The sequence below is a fragment of the Mammaliicoccus sp. JADD-157 genome, from assembly GCF_049310805.1.
Taxonomy (GTDB): domain Bacteria; phylum Bacillota; class Bacilli; order Staphylococcales; family Staphylococcaceae; genus Mammaliicoccus; species Mammaliicoccus lentus.
Genome location: NZ_JBMOVZ010000005.1, coordinates 133677 through 149243, shown reverse-complemented (window position 1 = coordinate 149243; position 15567 = coordinate 133677). Strand labels below are relative to the sequence as shown.

Genomic DNA, 15567 nt, shown 5'->3' with positions numbered 1-15567 from the left:
TTCTTATTAGTATAACACGGATGATTATCCATCTAAAGTTATCAAAAACTTTTATAACAAGACAATTAATCGTATAATAGATTATAAATAATCGATGTCCATTAAAGGAGTGACTTTCATGCAAATACTTCCACTTAAGCAAATCGATCCTGTCGCCCAGTATATACAAGAGAAAAACATTCAAGATGAAAATCATGTACAATATATTCCAGAATGTATTGATAGTATTAAGTCATCTTTAAATAACAAATTTGATGAACAATCTTTTTTCTATCTTTACAATAATGAAGAAATAACCGGGATTCTAGGTTTCGAAAAAGTAGATAAAGAAACTGTAAATGTATGGGGCCCTATCGTAAATGACACTTCTGAAAAAACGTTACAATCATTAAAAGAAGCTTGGGATATGCTTTTAAATAATCATCCAGAAGTTAAATATTGTCACATATCTTTACATAAAAACCACATACTCAACAATAGTAAGTTGAAAGCATTGCGAGCAGGCTATGTTGAAACACAATATACACTTGAAATACACCAGCCCCCTCACGAAATAGAGGAACAACATCAAATGATTCATTACAGTAAACCATATTTTTATTCGTTCGATAAACTTCATTCTAAAAGTTTCATAGATAGTGAAGTAACTTCTGAAGATATAATAGACTCTTTAGATGATGACCACGCTTTATATTTATTTATGGCGGAAGGTCTCGTAAAAGGATACATTTATCTTTCAATAGATATACCAGAACACTTGGCAACTATTCCTTACCTTGCTTCACATAGAGATTACAGAAAACAAGGCATCGCTTTTCAAATGATTCATTATGCTACAACTCAAGCTTTCAATCATAATGAAGTTGAAACAGTACGCATTCATGTTGACAGTAAAAACTACGAACAAATACAGCTTCTATATGAGAAAGTTGGATTTAAAATTACAAACGAAGTGCATCATTTCAAGTACGTTCGCCTCTCCTAGTCAGGTACTGCCAATATAAAAAAGTCTGGAACATAATCTATGTTCCAGACTTTTTTATTGTAATTTAACATTGTAAGCGATTTATTAAGTTTATTAATTGTTTTGCATATTTAATAATGGGTAAAATGGAAGATGAATTCAATTATAGAAAGCGAGTTGTCCATATGGATTATCTTATAGCTCTGTTACCAGCATTGTTCTGGGGGAGCGTTGTATTAATTAATGTGAAAGTCGGTGGCGGACCTTATAATCAAATTTTAGGTACGACTATCGGTGCATTTATTATAGGTATATTACTCTTCATTTTTGGAGATGTAGAATTTACATTCCGTACTATTATTATAGGGATGATTTCCGGTGCCTTCTGGGCTTTAGGACAAGGATTCCAATTACGGAGTGTTGATTTAATTGGTGTTTCTTTAACAATGCCAATATCTACAGGTTTACAACTATTGGGTACAACATTATTTAGTGCCGCATTCTTAGGTGAATGGGATACTGGCACACAAGTTGCACTTGGACTAACAGGATTAGTTCTTTTAATCATCGGTGTTATTTTTACTTCTGTGCAGAAGAAAGGTTCAACTAGCAGTGGTAATTCTAAAAAATTCGGCCAAGCAATACCGATTTTACTTATTTCAACTGTTGGTTATGTAGTTTACGTTGTAATCGGCCAAGTATTTGGCGTAGAAGGATGGGATGCTTTATTCCCTCAATCTATAGGTATGGTTATCGGTGGTGTGATTTTATCATTTAAACATAAGCCATCCGTTAAATATACAACATTTAATTTATTACCAGGTATAGTATGGGCTTTAGGTAACATGTTCCTATTTATCTCTCAACCAAAAGTTGGGGTTGGAACAAGTTTCTCATTCTCACAAATGTTAGTTATCGTCTCCACTTTAGGGGGTATATTCTTATTAGGCGAACAAAAAACAAAACGTCAAATGACTTTCATTTGGATTGGTATAGTCCTCATAATTATCGCAGCATTTATTATAGGGTTTGCTAAAGGATAATTAAATTAAAGAGAAGGAGTGTTTAATATGTATAATGATTTAAAAGATAAAGTCGTTATCATTACAGGAGGTAATAGCGGTATAGGTAAAGCAACTTCAGAACGTTTTGGAAAAGAAGGCGCTAATGTCGTTATTAACTATCTTAACAATTCAGAAGAAGCGGAAGAAGTTGTAAAAACTATTCAAGATTCAGGCAGCAAAGCAATTGCTGTTCAAGGTGATGTATCTAAAGAAGAAGATATTAAAAACTTAATCCAAAAAGCTCACGAAGAATTTGGCCGAATAGACGTTATGATTAATAATGCTGGTTTTGAAAAGCCTATACCAACACACGAAATGAGTACAGAAGAATGGTCTAAAGTAATAGATATCAACTTAACTGGTGCTTTCTTAGGTAGTAGAGAAGCGGTCAAATATTATTTAGAACATGATATTAAAGGACAAATTATTAACACAGCAAGTGTTCATGATAAAATTCCATGGCCAAACTACGTTAACTACGCTGCAAGTAAAGGCGGTTTAAAATTAATGATGGAAACAATGTCAATGGAATACGGTAAATACGGTATTAGAATTAATAACGTTTCACCAGGTGCTATTGTTACAGAACATACACGTGAAAAATTCTCAGATCCTACAACAAGAGATGAAACATTAGAAATGATACCATTAAATGAAATTGGCGAAGCATATCAAGTAGCCAACATTAATGCATTCTTAGCATCTGAACAAGCAAGCTATGTACACGGTACAACTATTTATGTAGATGGCGGAATGACTAACTACCCTGCCTTTATGGGTGGTAAAGGGTAATATATACAAAGCCCGAACATGATTTTGTAAAGTGTTTACGCCCGGGGGAATACCCTAGGCAAGCATGCGCTTTCAAAAGCTAATATATAAATGCTCCTAAACCGTTAGATTTTTAATTAACGAATTAGGAGCATTTTTTTCTTGAATTATTTATGTCTCATACGCTTTTTCTATACAAATAATAACTGATACATATATAAAATTACAATTGAAATAATAATACTTAGATTAGTGGCCATACCGACAATAGGCAACGTTTTATATTTGAAAGTAATAGCGTATGAAAGCACTGATACACCTATCGGCAACAACCAGCCAATTAATAATGTTGTTTTAATCATTGGATCAGAAACTGGTAAGAAGAAATGGACAAGTAGTCCCATTAATAGACCGAATCCATAATGGAATAATAAATATTTAACAACGATTGGTAAATATGCCTTTTCAATTTTGAAGTTAAGGAATAAGCCTAATAATATCATAGACAATGGCATATTAGCGTTGGATATAATTTCAAAGAAGTTTATCGCTTTTCCTGGTATTTGTATGTTTAATATGTTTAAAATGAACATAATAATATAAGTCATTAGAGGCACAGTTTTTAATAATTTTACGCCCATTTGTTTGAAATCAAATTGGTCTCCACCATCATTAAAGTAACTGCCTACAAAATAAGTTACTCCAAACATAATAATCGCCGTACCGATATCTAGCATACCAAAATATAATAACCCTGTTTTAGGCCATATTTGTGCCACCAACGGGTAAGCAAATAAGCCGATATTTACAGAAGCGGCCATCATCCCTACTGTACCTCTTATTTGATTATTATATTTTTTCTTGAATAACCATATAATAAGTAATTTAGCTAAAACACCGTATAAAATCATTAATATAGGTAGCCAACCTAAAGATAAGTCCAAGTCTGAACCGTTCAAATTGACGATAACTAATGATGGTAAAGTTACGTTTAGTACTAGTGTAGCTAATACATTACCATCTGAAGCTTTAAAGAATTTCAACTTTTTAAGTATGTACCCTAATGTAATCAATAAGATTATCATTATGAAATTTTCAGTCATTTTATCACTTCTCTCGTAAAACTCACATTTTTATATGTTAACATTGTTTAATTTTTATGCACACTTTTTGTTTGAAATTCTTTTTAATTATACTAAAATTAATTTAGTTATGTTTTAATATATCATGAAACTCAATATCAATTATACTTGCTAAGTCATTTGGGTCTATTTCAACTTGATACCCTCTCTTACCAGCACTTATAATAAAACTTGATAGAGACTGAGCACTGTCATCAATAATTGTTTTGAAAGATTTTTTCATACCAATTGGAGAACAACCGCCTCTTACATACCCTGTTACTTTTGTAAGTTGATCAAGTGGTAGTAATTCAAGCTTTTTCTGTCCAACAGACTTACTTGCTTTCTTAATATCTAAATGTTCAACTACTGGTATTACAAAAATATAATGCTCATTTTTATCATTCATTAGAACTAATGTTTTATACACTTGCTCTACTGGTTTTTGTATAAGTTTTGCAACTTGATCCCCTTCAATATGTTCTTTCCCTATTTTAAATTCGTGGATATGATAAAATATATTGTGTTGATCAAGTATACGCATAGCATTCGTTTTTAATTTTTTCATCTTTGTCACCAACTTTAATTCATTCAATAATATAAAGGAGTGTTTCAATTATGGATTTAAACCAACAATTGTCTGAACTTAAATATGATTATATTCGTATTCAAAATGATTTAGAAAAGCGAGAATCTACAGGTCAAGCAACTCAAATGTTAGAAAAGCAACTCGAACAAATTGAGGATGAAATTAGTAAAGTACGTGCTCAATTAAATCAAGATTAACGAAAGGAAGCAACCATGTTAATTTTAATTCTTTTATTATTCACACTTATTTATCTTATCATAAGCTATTTAAGTATTTATCAACTTCATACGATGTTAACTCAAGCTTTACGTTTTATCATGGGACTTATGTTATTAGTCTTTTTAGGAAGTATGATATTTACTTTTCCACTTCAATACTGGTGGTTACTAGCTGTATTGCTATGCTTAGTTTTAAATATAGAAATTACAGCATTTAAATATCGTGTGAAAGATAAAAAAGGTATTCAATTACTTAATTTAATGACAATTTTCATTCTCATTATTTATGTTATTTTAATATTTATTATTTTTTAATTAATTTCGGAAGAGTCCAGGCCATAAATAATTGTTCTGGACTCTTTTTTATTAATATAAATCCGCTAAGCTTTGTAATCTTTTCGCACCTTCATATAATTGTTCATCATCCAAGGCTAATGATATTCTTACATGATATTTACCATTTTCTCCAAATGGAATGCCAGGTGCTACTAAAATCGATTGTTCTTTAAGTAAATATTCTACAAAAGATTCACCATCAAACTTCGGTGGAACTTTTAACCATAAAAATATACCACCTTTCATCGGCTCAAATGGTATATTCACTTCATTTAATGCAGCTTCAAACTTTGTTCTTCTTTCTTTAAATATTTCGTTTTGTTCATTTAAAAAGTCATCACATTCATTTAATGCCAATGTGCTTGCATCTTGTAATGCACCAAACATACCAGCATGTGTGTGAGTTTGATATTTTTTTAGCGCTGCTATCATCTCTTTATTCCCCACTGCAAAACCTACTCTATAACCAGACATATTATAACCTTTAGATAGTGAATATATTTCAATTGCAGTTTCTTTAGCATCTTTAGATTGCAAAATGCTCGGATTCTTTTCATCAAATCCAAAAGCACTATAAGCAAAATCATGCACAATTTGAGTGGACGTGTCTTTAAATCTTTGAATTGTTTCATCAAAGAATGAAGTCGTTGCTACTGAACCAGTGGGATTGTTTGGATAAGTTAAATAAATTAATGTTGTATTTTTTAAAACGTCTTGATTTACTTCATCCCATTTAGGTAAGTAATGATGTTCAGGCTTTAACTCAAGCGGATAAGGATTGGCTCTCGCTAATAAAACACCAGCTAAATAGTCTGTATATCCTGGATCGGGTAATAGGACATTTTCATCAGGTTCTACTACGCAAGTTGGTAATGAGACTAAACCATTTTTAGTACCGTATAATATACACACTTCATCTTCTGGATCTAATTCAACATCGTAATGCCTCTTATAAAAATCTACTATTGCTTGTTTAAATGTCGATTTCCCGTGAAAAGCTCCATATTTTTGATTTTCCGGTTTTTGAATCGCATTAATAAATTCGTCAACGATCACTTTAGGCGTTTCCCCATCTGGAATACCTACTGCCATGTTAACAAGTGGTAACGGTCCGTGTTCAACTTTGCGCCCCATCGTCTTACCAAAATAACTATCAGGTATTTGAGACAATAATCGAGATGTTCCCATTATAACGACTCCTTATCAAATAAATTCGAATAAATACTATATGAATATATTCTATCAGAGTATATATATCACACAAGCTTTAGCTGATTAATTTACTAAGAATTATATCATTTTATTTAAAAATTAAAAAATCAGAGGAAAACTCTTAATAATAAGAATTACCTCTGATTAATTTCTAATGACTATATAAAATATTTATTCTACCCTTTCACTTGGGTTTTTAAATATTTTCTTTTTAAATTTCATAATGATTTCATATGAAATTGGTACAACTAATAATGTTAATATCGTAGATGAAACAAGTCCACCTATAACAGTTATAGCTAATGCTTTAGATATCAGTACAGAACTTCCACCACCGAATAACAACGGTACTAAAGCACCAATTGTAGCAATGGCTGTCATTAATATCGGACGTAAACGTGTTCCTGCTGCTTCAATTAAAGCTTCTCGTGTTGACATACCGCTTTGTTCCATATTAATAACTCTATCTATTAATACAATCGCATTGGTTACAACGATACCAATAAGCATTAACATACCAATCATACTTGGAACTGAAATTGTTTCTTGCGTAATTAACAATCCAGCTACTACACCAATAATAGATACTGGTAATGAGAATAGTATCGCAAATGGTGCTAATCCACCTTTAAATGTTAAGACAATAACTAAGTAAACGATTAATATCGCAGCTGCCATTGCCAACACTAATTGTTCTATTGCTTCATTAATATCATCATTGGTACCACCTACGTTTACATCTACATCATTAGGTTTATCTAATTTAGATACTTTTTGATTAACATCAGATGTTACTTTGGCAACATCGTCTGCAGTAATTTTTGCATCTACTGAAACGGATATTTTATCATTTTCTCTCGTAATTGTATCAGGTGAAGTTGTTTTCTTAAGTGATGCTATCTCACTCAATTTAACGTCTTTACCTAATGGTGTCGTTAATTTTGTATTTTTTAATTTGTCTTCTGACCAGTCTGTTTTTTCATCCTTAGTCAATTTCACATCTATAGATTTACCATCGTCATTTAATTTTGTAACGACTTTATCTTGTGTTGTTTGATTAAGTGTCATTGCAATTTGACCAGCTGATAAGCCGAGTTTCGTTGCTTTATTTTGGTCTACTTCAATATCATACTGTTCATATGATTCAGAAAGGTTTGAACTTACGTTTTCAACTCCACTTACTTTAGCAATTTCTTTTTCTACACTTTTAACTGTATCTTCTATTGCTTCAGTTGATGGTCCAGAAACTTTAACAGATACTTCGTTTGCTGTACCGCCTGTAGAAAAGTCTTGTTGTTTCCATTCTCCTTTATGATCAAATGTTCCAATGTGATCCATTACTTTTTTACCAACATTGTCCCAATTTGGAGTATCTTTATCATATTTCACCATTAAAGCCATATCATTTTGAGCTGACGGATTGAATGGATTTTCTCCACCGACGCTATATTGAACAAAGTCTACATTTTTATCTTTTGATAAATATTTTTCTGCCTGCTCACCATTTTTAACAACTTGTTCTTCTTTTTCACCAGGTGAAGGTTTATAAGTTAGTGCTAACATCTTGTCTTCACCAGTATCTATAAATGATTTCCCAATATACGGAGTAAATACTAAAACGATACTCGCTACGACAAGTATAAGACTTAGTAATATAACAAGCCACTTATGATTTAAGTTCCATTTTAATACATTTTTATATTTACCAGCTAACCAATTGCCTTTTTCTTTTTTGCGTTTTTTAATACCATTTTTAAAGAATATGTGTGATAACACTGGTACTATCGTTAACGCGATTAGTAATGAAGCAAGTAAACTAAATGCTACTGCTAAAGCAAATGGTCTAAACATCTCACCGATTTGACCAGTTACAAATGCTAATGGTAAGAATACGACAATTGTAACGATAGTAGATGACATAATCGGAATAAACATTTCTTTAGTTGCACTCGTGATTAATTTTCCACCAGTTAACTTTTCAGCGCTATCCGTCATCCGTCGATAAATATTCTCTATAACGACAATCGAATCGTCAATTACACGACCTATCGCTACTGTTAAGGCACCTAATGTTAAAATATTAAGTGAAACATCTAACGCCTTTAACCCTATTAAAGCCATTAGTAATGACATTGGTATTGATACCATTGCTATAATTGTTGATTTCAAATCTCTTAAGAAGAAGAGTATGATGATTACGGCTACAATTGAACCTATCAACGCTTTTTCAACCATTGTAGATACAGAGTCTTTAATAGTTGAAGCTGTTTCCATTAATTGTACTGATTCAATATTTTTATGATCTTTCTTATAAGCTTCAACTTCTTTATCTACATTATCTACTACATCCACTAAATTGGCATCCGTAGCTTTTGTAACTTGTAACGCAAGGGCATTTTTGCCGTTAGTTTTTGAAATTGAATCTCGTTTCTTTTCTTTTTTAACATCAGCAATGTCTGACAGTTTTACTGTTGGAATACTTTGCGATGCTTCAGAACTTTCTTCATCGCCTTGCCCTGCTTGCTGTGCTTGACTTGCCTGTTCTGCTTGACTAGCGCCTCCTTGACTAGCTTGCTGGTCTCCACCACTCGAAGCGCCACCAGTCATTGGAATTTCTAAATCTTTTAATGCTTTAATTGATGTGAAACGACCATCGACTACTATAGATTTCAAGTCATCTCCGAAAGTATATAACCCTAATGGCGATTCTTTTGTAGCACCATCGATATATTGAAGAACTTCATCTTCTGACAAACCTCGTTTAGTAAGTTCATTTTGATTAAATTCTAAGTTAACTTCTTCCAATGTTTGTCCTGATAAAGACACACTTTCAACTCCATCAACTTTTTCAAGCTTAGGAATTAAATCTGATTCCATTTGTTTTGTAACTTTTTCTAAATTATCATTTTTATCAGAAATTGAATAACTGACTACAGGGAATGAGTACATAGACATTCTACTCATGTCTGGGTCTTGAACGCCTTCAGGTAAATCAAGTTCCTCTAATTTCTTTCTTAATTCTGTTTCTGCTTCATCCATGTCTGTTTGGTATGTATATTCTAATGTGATGGCAGATGCATTTTCTAACGATTGACTCGTTACATTTTCTACACCTTCTAAGTTTTGTACTTGTTTTTCTACAGGTTCTGTTACATTATCAAGTACACTTTCGGGTGTAGCACCAGGATATGGCGTTGTGACTGTAATAACGGGTGTTGTTACATCCGGTAATAACTCAAGTTTCATTTTAAAAGCTGAATATACGCCACCCAATAATATAATAATTGTCATTAACAAAATGGCAAATTTATTATTGAGTGAGAACTTTATCATTTTTTGAACCACTCGTTTTCCCCCTATTTATCTTTTCTTAACTCATTCTATAATATAACGGTCACTATTCATACAACTAACAGAGAATAAAGCACTAAAAATTTTTAATTTTTAGTGCTTTATTAATCTTAATTTCTCTTTATTTTTTTCTCTATTTTTCTCTTATAAGTTGTAACAGCCGGTTTAACCTTTTCTATTGCTGTATAAATTGGTTTATTTAATACATAATCAAATTCACCAATTTTTTCGCTTAAGTATGTTCCCCAAACACGTTTAAATGCCCATAAACCATAATGTTCATGATCTTGGTCTGGGTTATTGTCAGTGCCACCAAAGTCAAACTTAGTTGCACCTTTTTCTTTAGCAAAACGCATCATTTCGATAATCATACGATGGTTCGGTAAAAATTCACGATACTCGTTTGAAGAAGCACCATATAAATAATATGATTTTTTACCACTAAATATAAGAATACCACCTGATAAATAAACGCCATCTGGTTTTTTCTCTTTAAGTTCTTCCATTTCTTGAATGCGTTTTTCATAATTTCCTAGCTTTTCTTCTGCATCTTTTAGTTGGTTTACAACTTTCTTATTTTGACGTTTATTTTCTAGTTTTTCTTTTTCTTCTAATAAAGCGTCACGTTCTTTAAATAAATCTTTAAGAACTTTATCTGGAACAACTTTGACTAAGAATAACTCACAATCTCCATCTGGATGTAAATGGTCATAGATGTTTTCAAAGTATGACAAATCTCTAGTTAAGAAATTATCACGTTCGCCAGTTTCTTCCATGATTTGCGCAAAGATTTTTAAATCGTCTCTATTTCCTATAATTAAATCAGTTCCTCGTTTTAACGAGTTTCTCACACGTGAACGATTACGCTTATCAAAGCTTTGCATTAAATCTTCTTCAGATTGATCTACTTTAGTAATCATCGTCATTCGTGGTTGAATATATGATTTACTTAAACCATCTTCAAAACCTTTATGTTTGAATCCTAAAGAAGTTAAAAATTCTAATACACCTTCTGACTCTTCTACTTCAATATCAGGGTCAATTTTAATCGCATAACTTTTTTCATTTCTAGCTAATTCTTTCGAGAGTTCCAAAAGCATTTTTACAGATTTTTCATCTTTGTAATCTACTACAAAACCTCTTGATATGTAACACAATGTGTAAGGTAATTTTGGTACTTTTTTAAATAACATTTGCGCTACACCAGTAAGTGTTTCACCGTCACCTACAGCAATACGACGAGAATACCAACCTGTAAGCTTTTTGGATTCTGCCCACTTTGTAAGTTGCAACATATCACCATTAGGATGTTGCTTTACAAATTCATCATGTTGCTCATGAGTGATATTCATTTTTTTAATCGCCATTTATAAATCTCCTTTTTATCAATTCGTTTCTTAATTATACAATGAAACGTTCATTAATTTCACGTATTAGCCTAACATTTGTTATACTTAATAAACAAAACCATAAAGTTAGGATTGAAATAAATGAGACAATTATTACTTGTGTTGTTCATTATACTCAATACTATCATGATTGTTACAAGTTTAAACGTTGATATTGAAATCAATTTTTTAAGTTACCGTGTTATACTTGTTGCATTCAGCTTTTTATTGAGCATAGTATTCATCCTTGAAAATGCTAATAAATCCACACTAACTTTAGCAATTTTAAGTGCACTTGTTGCTTTAGGTCATTTATCAATAATTATTCAGAATGTATACCTTAATGTATATTCTAATTAAATTCAAACATCTTGAGCTTTGGTGCTAACCTCTGCTCAGCATAATTCTCCCAATCCACTGGACTGGGAGAATTTAATTATATCTATTAAGTTTAATTAACTTTAAACACTTTTCTATTAATCATGAATAAAATGATTAAAATGAGTGAAACTATGACAATTGTTAATACATATGGTATAACATCGTGTTCTCCTTTTATCCCGACAAGTGGTGTTACAAGTCCTCCAAATGCAAATTGTGATAATCCTAATAAACTAGAAGCACTTCCAGCACCACGTTTATTGTTTGCCATAGCTATTGAAAATCCTGTAGTACCAATTGCAGAAACAGGACTTACTAAAATAAAGAAACCAATCATAAGTATCCAAATTGACCAACTATTTAACAATGTTAGAGATACTATAATAACGCCTATAATTTGTACAAAAGCAAATACTTTCATCAATGTATGTTCATCAAAACGATCAACCAATTTATTAACCAACTGTCCTGAAAATATTAAACCAAGTCCATTAAAAGCAAACATCCAACTAAAAGCAAAAGAGGAAACGCCATATACTGATTGTACGATAAATGGTGATGCTGAAATATAACTAAACAGTAATGCAAAAGTACTACCTTGTATAAATAATGGTAATAAGAATTTTGGATTTTTTAATAATTCTTTAAAGTCTCCTAAAATTTCGCTTATTCTACCCGAAGAACGATTATTTTCAGGTAATGATTCTGTTAATTTATAAAATGATAAGCAGAACATTATCGCTCCAAAAGCTGTCAGTACTAAAAAGACAGTTTTCCAAGTAGAGAATTCAAGTATTATCCCCCCTAGCACAGGTGCTAATATAGGCGCGACACCGTTAACGAGCATTAATACAGCTAAAAATTTAGTTAAAGCCTTTCCGGAATATAAATCACTCGACATTGCCCGGGAAATAACTGCACCTGCTCCGCCGGTAAAACCTTGAACAAATCTTAAAGCCATCACGACATATATATTTGGAGCAAACACACATAATATCGAAGCGATAGTGTAGACAACCAACGCAACCATTAAAGGTTTCTTACGACCAATAAAATCTGACAGTGGTCCTACAAATACTTGTCCTATTGCTAAACCTATCATAAATAATGTTAAAGTAAGCTGTGTATTCGATGTGCTTGTATTAAAATCATTACTTATCTCAGGTAATGCAGGTAAATACATATCAATAGAGAATGGACCAAAAGCAGTTAATAAGCCTAATATAATAATTAAAAATAACGAAGGTTTAGCCTTCTTTTGTTCGATCATAAGACATGCTCCTTTATGTATAATACTTTCTATTATATGCTTTTTAAATTTCAAATATCAATATTATATTTTATTACAATATATAAACGCTTTACTTTCACGAAACCATCATTCAAAATATAGTCAGAAACAAAGTAACGGAGTGAAATAATGAATATATTTTTAACCGGTGCAACAGGCTTTGTAGGTGCTGAATTAATAAAATCACTTGCTAAAGATGCGCACAAGAATTTTTACATTTTATACAGATCTGAACAAAAGAAATTAATGCTATTAAATAAAGTGGAAGAATCATATCATGAAAGAATGCATTTTATTTATGGTGATATTACGAATGAAAATTGTAACGTTAGTGAAAATCAAATTAAAGACATACCACAAATAGATAAATTTTATCATTTAGCTGCTTTAGTGAAGTTTAATTTTGAATTAGCTGATGAATTGTTCCAAATTAATTATACGGGTACTCAGCATGCAATAGAATTAGCGAAAAAGCTGAATAGTAAACATTTCCTTTACGTATCCACTGCTTACACAATAGGTGAAAAAGAATTAGCCTATGAAGAACTTCACCCGATAGATGCGCCAACAAACAACCCATATGAAGCTTCTAAAGTACAAGCTGAACATTTAGTCGCTCAGGAAAAAGATATGGCAACATCTATCATAAGACCAGCTATCATTATAGGAGATTCATTAACTGGAGAAGCAGATTCTAAATTTACATTATATGGATTTATGAAAGCTTTAAAAGTTTTTAAACGAAGAATCACTAATAAAAACATTGAAACTGTATACAGATTATTTGGAGATAGCACACATACTTCTAATTTTGTACCTGTTGATTATGTTGTAGATGTTTTGACGGTGGCTTGTGATTATGCAGAAAATCAAAAAATTTATCATGCAACAAATAATTATCCGCCTTCAAATGATTTTATTTTTGAAACAATAAAAAAACATTTAGACTTTCATCAATTAGAAGTCGCACCTATATCTGAAATTAATACCATTACAGATGAAGAAAGAGTGCTTAATAGTTTTATAGATGTATTTGCACCTTATTTTTCAAAATCCATAAACTTTAACGATGAAAATACAGCATATATGATGAATCAAGCAGGCAAAGACACTTTACAATTAAGTCATGATGCACTAGATATGATTATTCGTGTATATTTTGAAAAATAAAGGTTTCTTTATACAAATGAAACAGCAACCCGTTATTTTAAAATTAACAGGTTGCTGTTTTTTTACGTTTAACCACCAATATAATTCATGTTGATTTTGTTTTTCTTACGTCTCGCCACTGTTGCTTCCGTTCTTTCATCTGAATATTTATCATCTCGAATATTCCATAAATATTTGAGTGTTGATAATATTTCATTATCTGTCTTTCCATCTCGCAATTCAGTTTTTATATCATAACCATTTTTCTCAGCAAAAAGACAACCATAAAATTTTCCATCTGAGGAGATTCTTGCTCTTGTACATGAAGAACAAAATGATGCAGATACACTTGTAATTAATCCAAATTGAGCACCATTATCTTTATGTCGGTAATAAGTCGCGACCTCGCCAAAATAACTTGATTCTACTGGTTCGATTTCAAAATGTTGACCGATTTGTTCTAGCATTTCTTTTTTCGTGACTACTTTATCAAAATTCCAACCATTATCATTTCCTACATCCATAAATTCTATAAATCTTACGACAATATTGTTATTTTTAAAGTATTCTACTAAAGGTATAATTTCTTGATCGTTAATACCTTTTTGTATAACTACGTTTACTTTTACTTTAAAACCTATTTTCTTAGCGTAATCAATTTGTTCAAGTATTTGTGAAGCAGAGATATTACGGTTGTTAATCGATTTAAATAGTTCATTATCTAATGCATCTATGCTGACATTAATCCTTCTTAATCCTGCATCGTATAGATTTTGGCCGTGTTTTTTTAGCAACAAACCATTCGTTGTTAAACCAATATCATTAATACCTTCAATTTCATTAATACCTTGGATTAATTTATACAAATCACGTCTTAAAAGAGGTTCTCCTCCTGTAATTCTTACTTTTTCAACACCAAGGCTACTGTATAATCGAGCTAAACGGATGATTTCGTCAAAACTGAGCAGTTCTTGTTTAGGTAAAAATACAAAGTCATCGCCAAATATTTCTTTTGGCATACAATAATCACATCGAAAATTACAACGATCCGTAACAGATATTCTTAAATCTCTAATTGGTCGTCCTAATTTATCCTTGATTGCTTGATTCATCGTAACGCCCCCTCTACCTACAACAGTTAATGCTCTATTTCTTTCAAATCCTCTTGATAGTTAATATTTTTATACCAATTATGTTGATTATTTATTTCATCCACATCTAACCATTGTGCAGGTCTATTTTCATATATTTCTTTCATTCTATATTGACCTTGATCTAAAGATTGTTTAATTTCACTTTTAACACGATGACTATAAAATGCTAATGTTGGCATTTTAAAACCATTCGCTTCATATCCAGCAATATCTAGCTGTTCCTCCATTACTCGAGATATAAAAAATTGATATAAATAACTGATAGATTTTTCAGTTACCATCGGTGTATCACATGCAATCACAAAATAACATTCGGTATCGTATGATTCCATTACACTGTATATACCGCTTAATGGACCGTTATTTGCATATACTGGTTCATCTACTACAACATCACTATAATCAAATGAATCTTTTAAAGTTTCATTTGTACTTATTACAATTCTCTCGAATAAGTTGGTTTGATTCAAAGTTTTAATAATTTTTTTATAGAATACTTCCCCTTCAATTGTTGCAAAAGCTTTTGGTGAACCAAAACGACTGGATTGTCCTCCAGCTAGAATTATTGCTATCATTTT

The 15567-nt window shown here is 31.5% G+C and carries 15 protein-coding genes; 7 read left to right on the top strand and 8 right to left on the bottom strand.

Going from position 1 to position 15567, the window contains the following annotated elements; genetic code table 11:
* The first annotated feature begins 118 nt into the window (after positions 1-118).
* The 3 genes from ACO6VN_RS13130 to ACO6VN_RS13120 all read left to right on the top strand — a co-directional run bounded on the left by ACO6VN_RS13130 (position 119) and on the right by ACO6VN_RS13120 (position 2820).
* Complete coding sequence (locus tag ACO6VN_RS13130; protein ID WP_194201520.1) at positions 119-985, top strand: GNAT family N-acetyltransferase; 867 nt, start codon at positions 119-121, stop codon at positions 983-985.
* A 164-nt stretch (positions 986-1149) separates the two neighbouring features.
* Positions 1150-2007: a GRP family sugar transporter gene (locus tag ACO6VN_RS13125; protein WP_016998794.1), complete on the top strand. Its 858-nt coding sequence runs from the start codon at positions 1150-1152 to the stop codon at positions 2005-2007.
* A 27-nt stretch (positions 2008-2034) separates the two neighbouring features.
* The gene (locus ACO6VN_RS13120) at positions 2035-2820 is read left to right on the top strand and encodes a glucose 1-dehydrogenase (RefSeq protein WP_016998793.1); all 786 of its coding nucleotides are present in this window, start codon (positions 2035-2037) and stop codon (positions 2818-2820) included.
* A 170-nt stretch (positions 2821-2990) separates the two neighbouring features.
* On the opposite strand, the gene ACO6VN_RS13115 is transcribed toward ACO6VN_RS13120, so the two are convergent.
* Positions 2991-3902 carry an AEC family transporter gene (locus tag ACO6VN_RS13115; protein WP_016998792.1) on the bottom strand — a complete coding sequence of 304 codons (912 nt, stop codon included), beginning with the start codon at positions 3900-3902 and terminating at the stop codon, positions 2991-2993.
* 103 nt (positions 3903-4005) lie between these two features.
* Positions 4006-4488 (bottom strand): Cys-tRNA(Pro) deacylase, encoded by a 483-nt coding sequence (gene ybaK, locus ACO6VN_RS13110; RefSeq protein ID WP_016998791.1) that lies wholly within the window; start codon positions 4486-4488, stop codon positions 4006-4008.
* A 50-nt stretch (positions 4489-4538) separates the two neighbouring features.
* Between ybaK and ACO6VN_RS13105 the strand changes: the two genes are divergently transcribed.
* Positions 4539-4706, top strand: a complete 168-nt coding sequence (locus ACO6VN_RS13105) for an SE1832 family protein (RefSeq protein WP_016998790.1) — start codon at positions 4539-4541, stop codon at positions 4704-4706.
* Positions 4707-4721: 15 nt separating this feature from the next.
* The gene (gene mspA / locus ACO6VN_RS13100) at positions 4722-5042 is read left to right on the top strand and encodes a membrane stabilizing protein MspA (RefSeq protein WP_016998789.1); all 321 of its coding nucleotides are present in this window, start codon (positions 4722-4724) and stop codon (positions 5040-5042) included.
* A gap of 51 nt (positions 5043-5093) precedes the next feature.
* Here the strand turns inward: mspA and ACO6VN_RS13095 are convergent, their stop codons facing one another.
* The 3 genes from ACO6VN_RS13095 to ACO6VN_RS13085 all read right to left on the bottom strand — a co-directional run bounded on the left by ACO6VN_RS13095 (position 5094) and on the right by ACO6VN_RS13085 (position 10987).
* Entirely contained in the window at positions 5094-6251 is a 1158-nt protein-coding gene (locus ACO6VN_RS13095; RefSeq protein WP_016998788.1) for an aminotransferase class I/II-fold pyridoxal phosphate-dependent enzyme, read from the bottom strand.
* A 195-nt stretch (positions 6252-6446) separates the two neighbouring features.
* Complete coding sequence (locus ACO6VN_RS13090) at positions 6447-9620, bottom strand: efflux RND transporter permease subunit (RefSeq protein WP_194201517.1); 3174 nt, start codon at positions 9618-9620, stop codon at positions 6447-6449.
* Positions 9621-9736: 116 nt separating this feature from the next.
* Complete coding sequence (locus ACO6VN_RS13085) at positions 9737-10987, bottom strand: lipid II:glycine glycyltransferase FemX (RefSeq protein WP_026023597.1); 1251 nt, start codon at positions 10985-10987, stop codon at positions 9737-9739.
* A 129-nt stretch (positions 10988-11116) separates the two neighbouring features.
* Here ACO6VN_RS13085 and ACO6VN_RS13080 point away from each other — a divergent pair, with 129 nt between their 5' ends.
* The gene (locus tag ACO6VN_RS13080; RefSeq protein WP_016998785.1) at positions 11117-11374 is read left to right on the top strand and encodes a hypothetical protein; all 258 of its coding nucleotides are present in this window, start codon (positions 11117-11119) and stop codon (positions 11372-11374) included.
* A 91-nt stretch (positions 11375-11465) separates the two neighbouring features.
* On the opposite strand, the gene ACO6VN_RS13075 is transcribed toward ACO6VN_RS13080, so the two are convergent.
* Entirely contained in the window at positions 11466-12665 is a 1200-nt protein-coding gene (locus ACO6VN_RS13075) for a multidrug effflux MFS transporter (RefSeq protein ID WP_016998784.1), read from the bottom strand.
* 150 nt (positions 12666-12815) lie between these two features.
* On the opposite strand from ACO6VN_RS13075, the gene ACO6VN_RS13070 reads away from it, so the two are divergent.
* Positions 12816-13856 carry an SDR family oxidoreductase gene (locus tag ACO6VN_RS13070; protein ID WP_194201516.1) on the top strand — a complete coding sequence of 347 codons (1041 nt, stop codon included), beginning with the start codon at positions 12816-12818 and terminating at the stop codon, positions 13854-13856.
* A gap of 68 nt (positions 13857-13924) precedes the next feature.
* Here ACO6VN_RS13070 and moaA read toward each other — a convergent pair whose 3' ends face one another.
* Positions 13925-14947 carry a GTP 3',8-cyclase MoaA gene (moaA, locus tag ACO6VN_RS13065; RefSeq protein WP_103268757.1) on the bottom strand — a complete coding sequence of 341 codons (1023 nt, stop codon included), beginning with the start codon at positions 14945-14947 and terminating at the stop codon, positions 13925-13927.
* 26 nt (positions 14948-14973) lie between these two features.
* A complete protein-coding gene (gene mobA, locus ACO6VN_RS13060; RefSeq protein ID WP_016998781.1) occupies positions 14974-15564 on the bottom strand; it encodes a molybdenum cofactor guanylyltransferase MobA in 591 nt (196 codons plus the stop codon).
* Between the last annotated feature and the right edge of the window lie 3 nt (positions 15565-15567).

What these genes read in the sequence shown, in the direction of transcription:
- ACO6VN_RS13130 (WP_194201520.1), top strand. Translation starts at nt 119, where the DNA reads ATGCAAATACTTCCACTTAAGCAAATCGATCCTGTCGCCCAGTATATA.
- ACO6VN_RS13125 (WP_016998794.1), top strand. Translation starts at nt 1,150, where the DNA reads ATGGATTATCTTATAGCTCTGTTACCAGCATTGTTCTGGGGGAGCGTT.
- ACO6VN_RS13120 (WP_016998793.1), top strand. Translation starts at nt 2,035, where the DNA reads ATGTATAATGATTTAAAAGATAAAGTCGTTATCATTACAGGAGGTAAT.
- ACO6VN_RS13115 (WP_016998792.1), bottom strand. Translation starts at nt 3,902, where the DNA reads ATGACTGAAAATTTCATAATGATAATCTTATTGATTACATTAGGGTAC.
- ybaK (WP_016998791.1), bottom strand. Translation starts at nt 4,488, where the DNA reads ATGAAAAAATTAAAAACGAATGCTATGCGTATACTTGATCAACACAAT.
- ACO6VN_RS13105 (WP_016998790.1), top strand. Translation starts at nt 4,539, where the DNA reads ATGGATTTAAACCAACAATTGTCTGAACTTAAATATGATTATATTCGT.
- mspA (WP_016998789.1), top strand. Translation starts at nt 4,722, where the DNA reads ATGTTAATTTTAATTCTTTTATTATTCACACTTATTTATCTTATCATA.
- ACO6VN_RS13095 (WP_016998788.1), bottom strand. Translation starts at nt 6,251, where the DNA reads ATGGGAACATCTCGATTATTGTCTCAAATACCTGATAGTTATTTTGGT.
- ACO6VN_RS13080 (WP_016998785.1), top strand. Translation starts at nt 11,117, where the DNA reads ATGAGACAATTATTACTTGTGTTGTTCATTATACTCAATACTATCATG.
- ACO6VN_RS13075 (WP_016998784.1), bottom strand. Translation starts at nt 12,665, where the DNA reads ATGATCGAACAAAAGAAGGCTAAACCTTCGTTATTTTTAATTATTATA.
- ACO6VN_RS13070 (WP_194201516.1), top strand. Translation starts at nt 12,816, where the DNA reads ATGAATATATTTTTAACCGGTGCAACAGGCTTTGTAGGTGCTGAATTA.
- moaA (WP_103268757.1), bottom strand. Translation starts at nt 14,947, where the DNA reads ATGAATCAAGCAATCAAGGATAAATTAGGACGACCAATTAGAGATTTA.
- mobA (WP_016998781.1), bottom strand. Translation starts at nt 15,564, where the DNA reads ATGATAGCAATAATTCTAGCTGGAGGACAATCCAGTCGTTTTGGTTCA.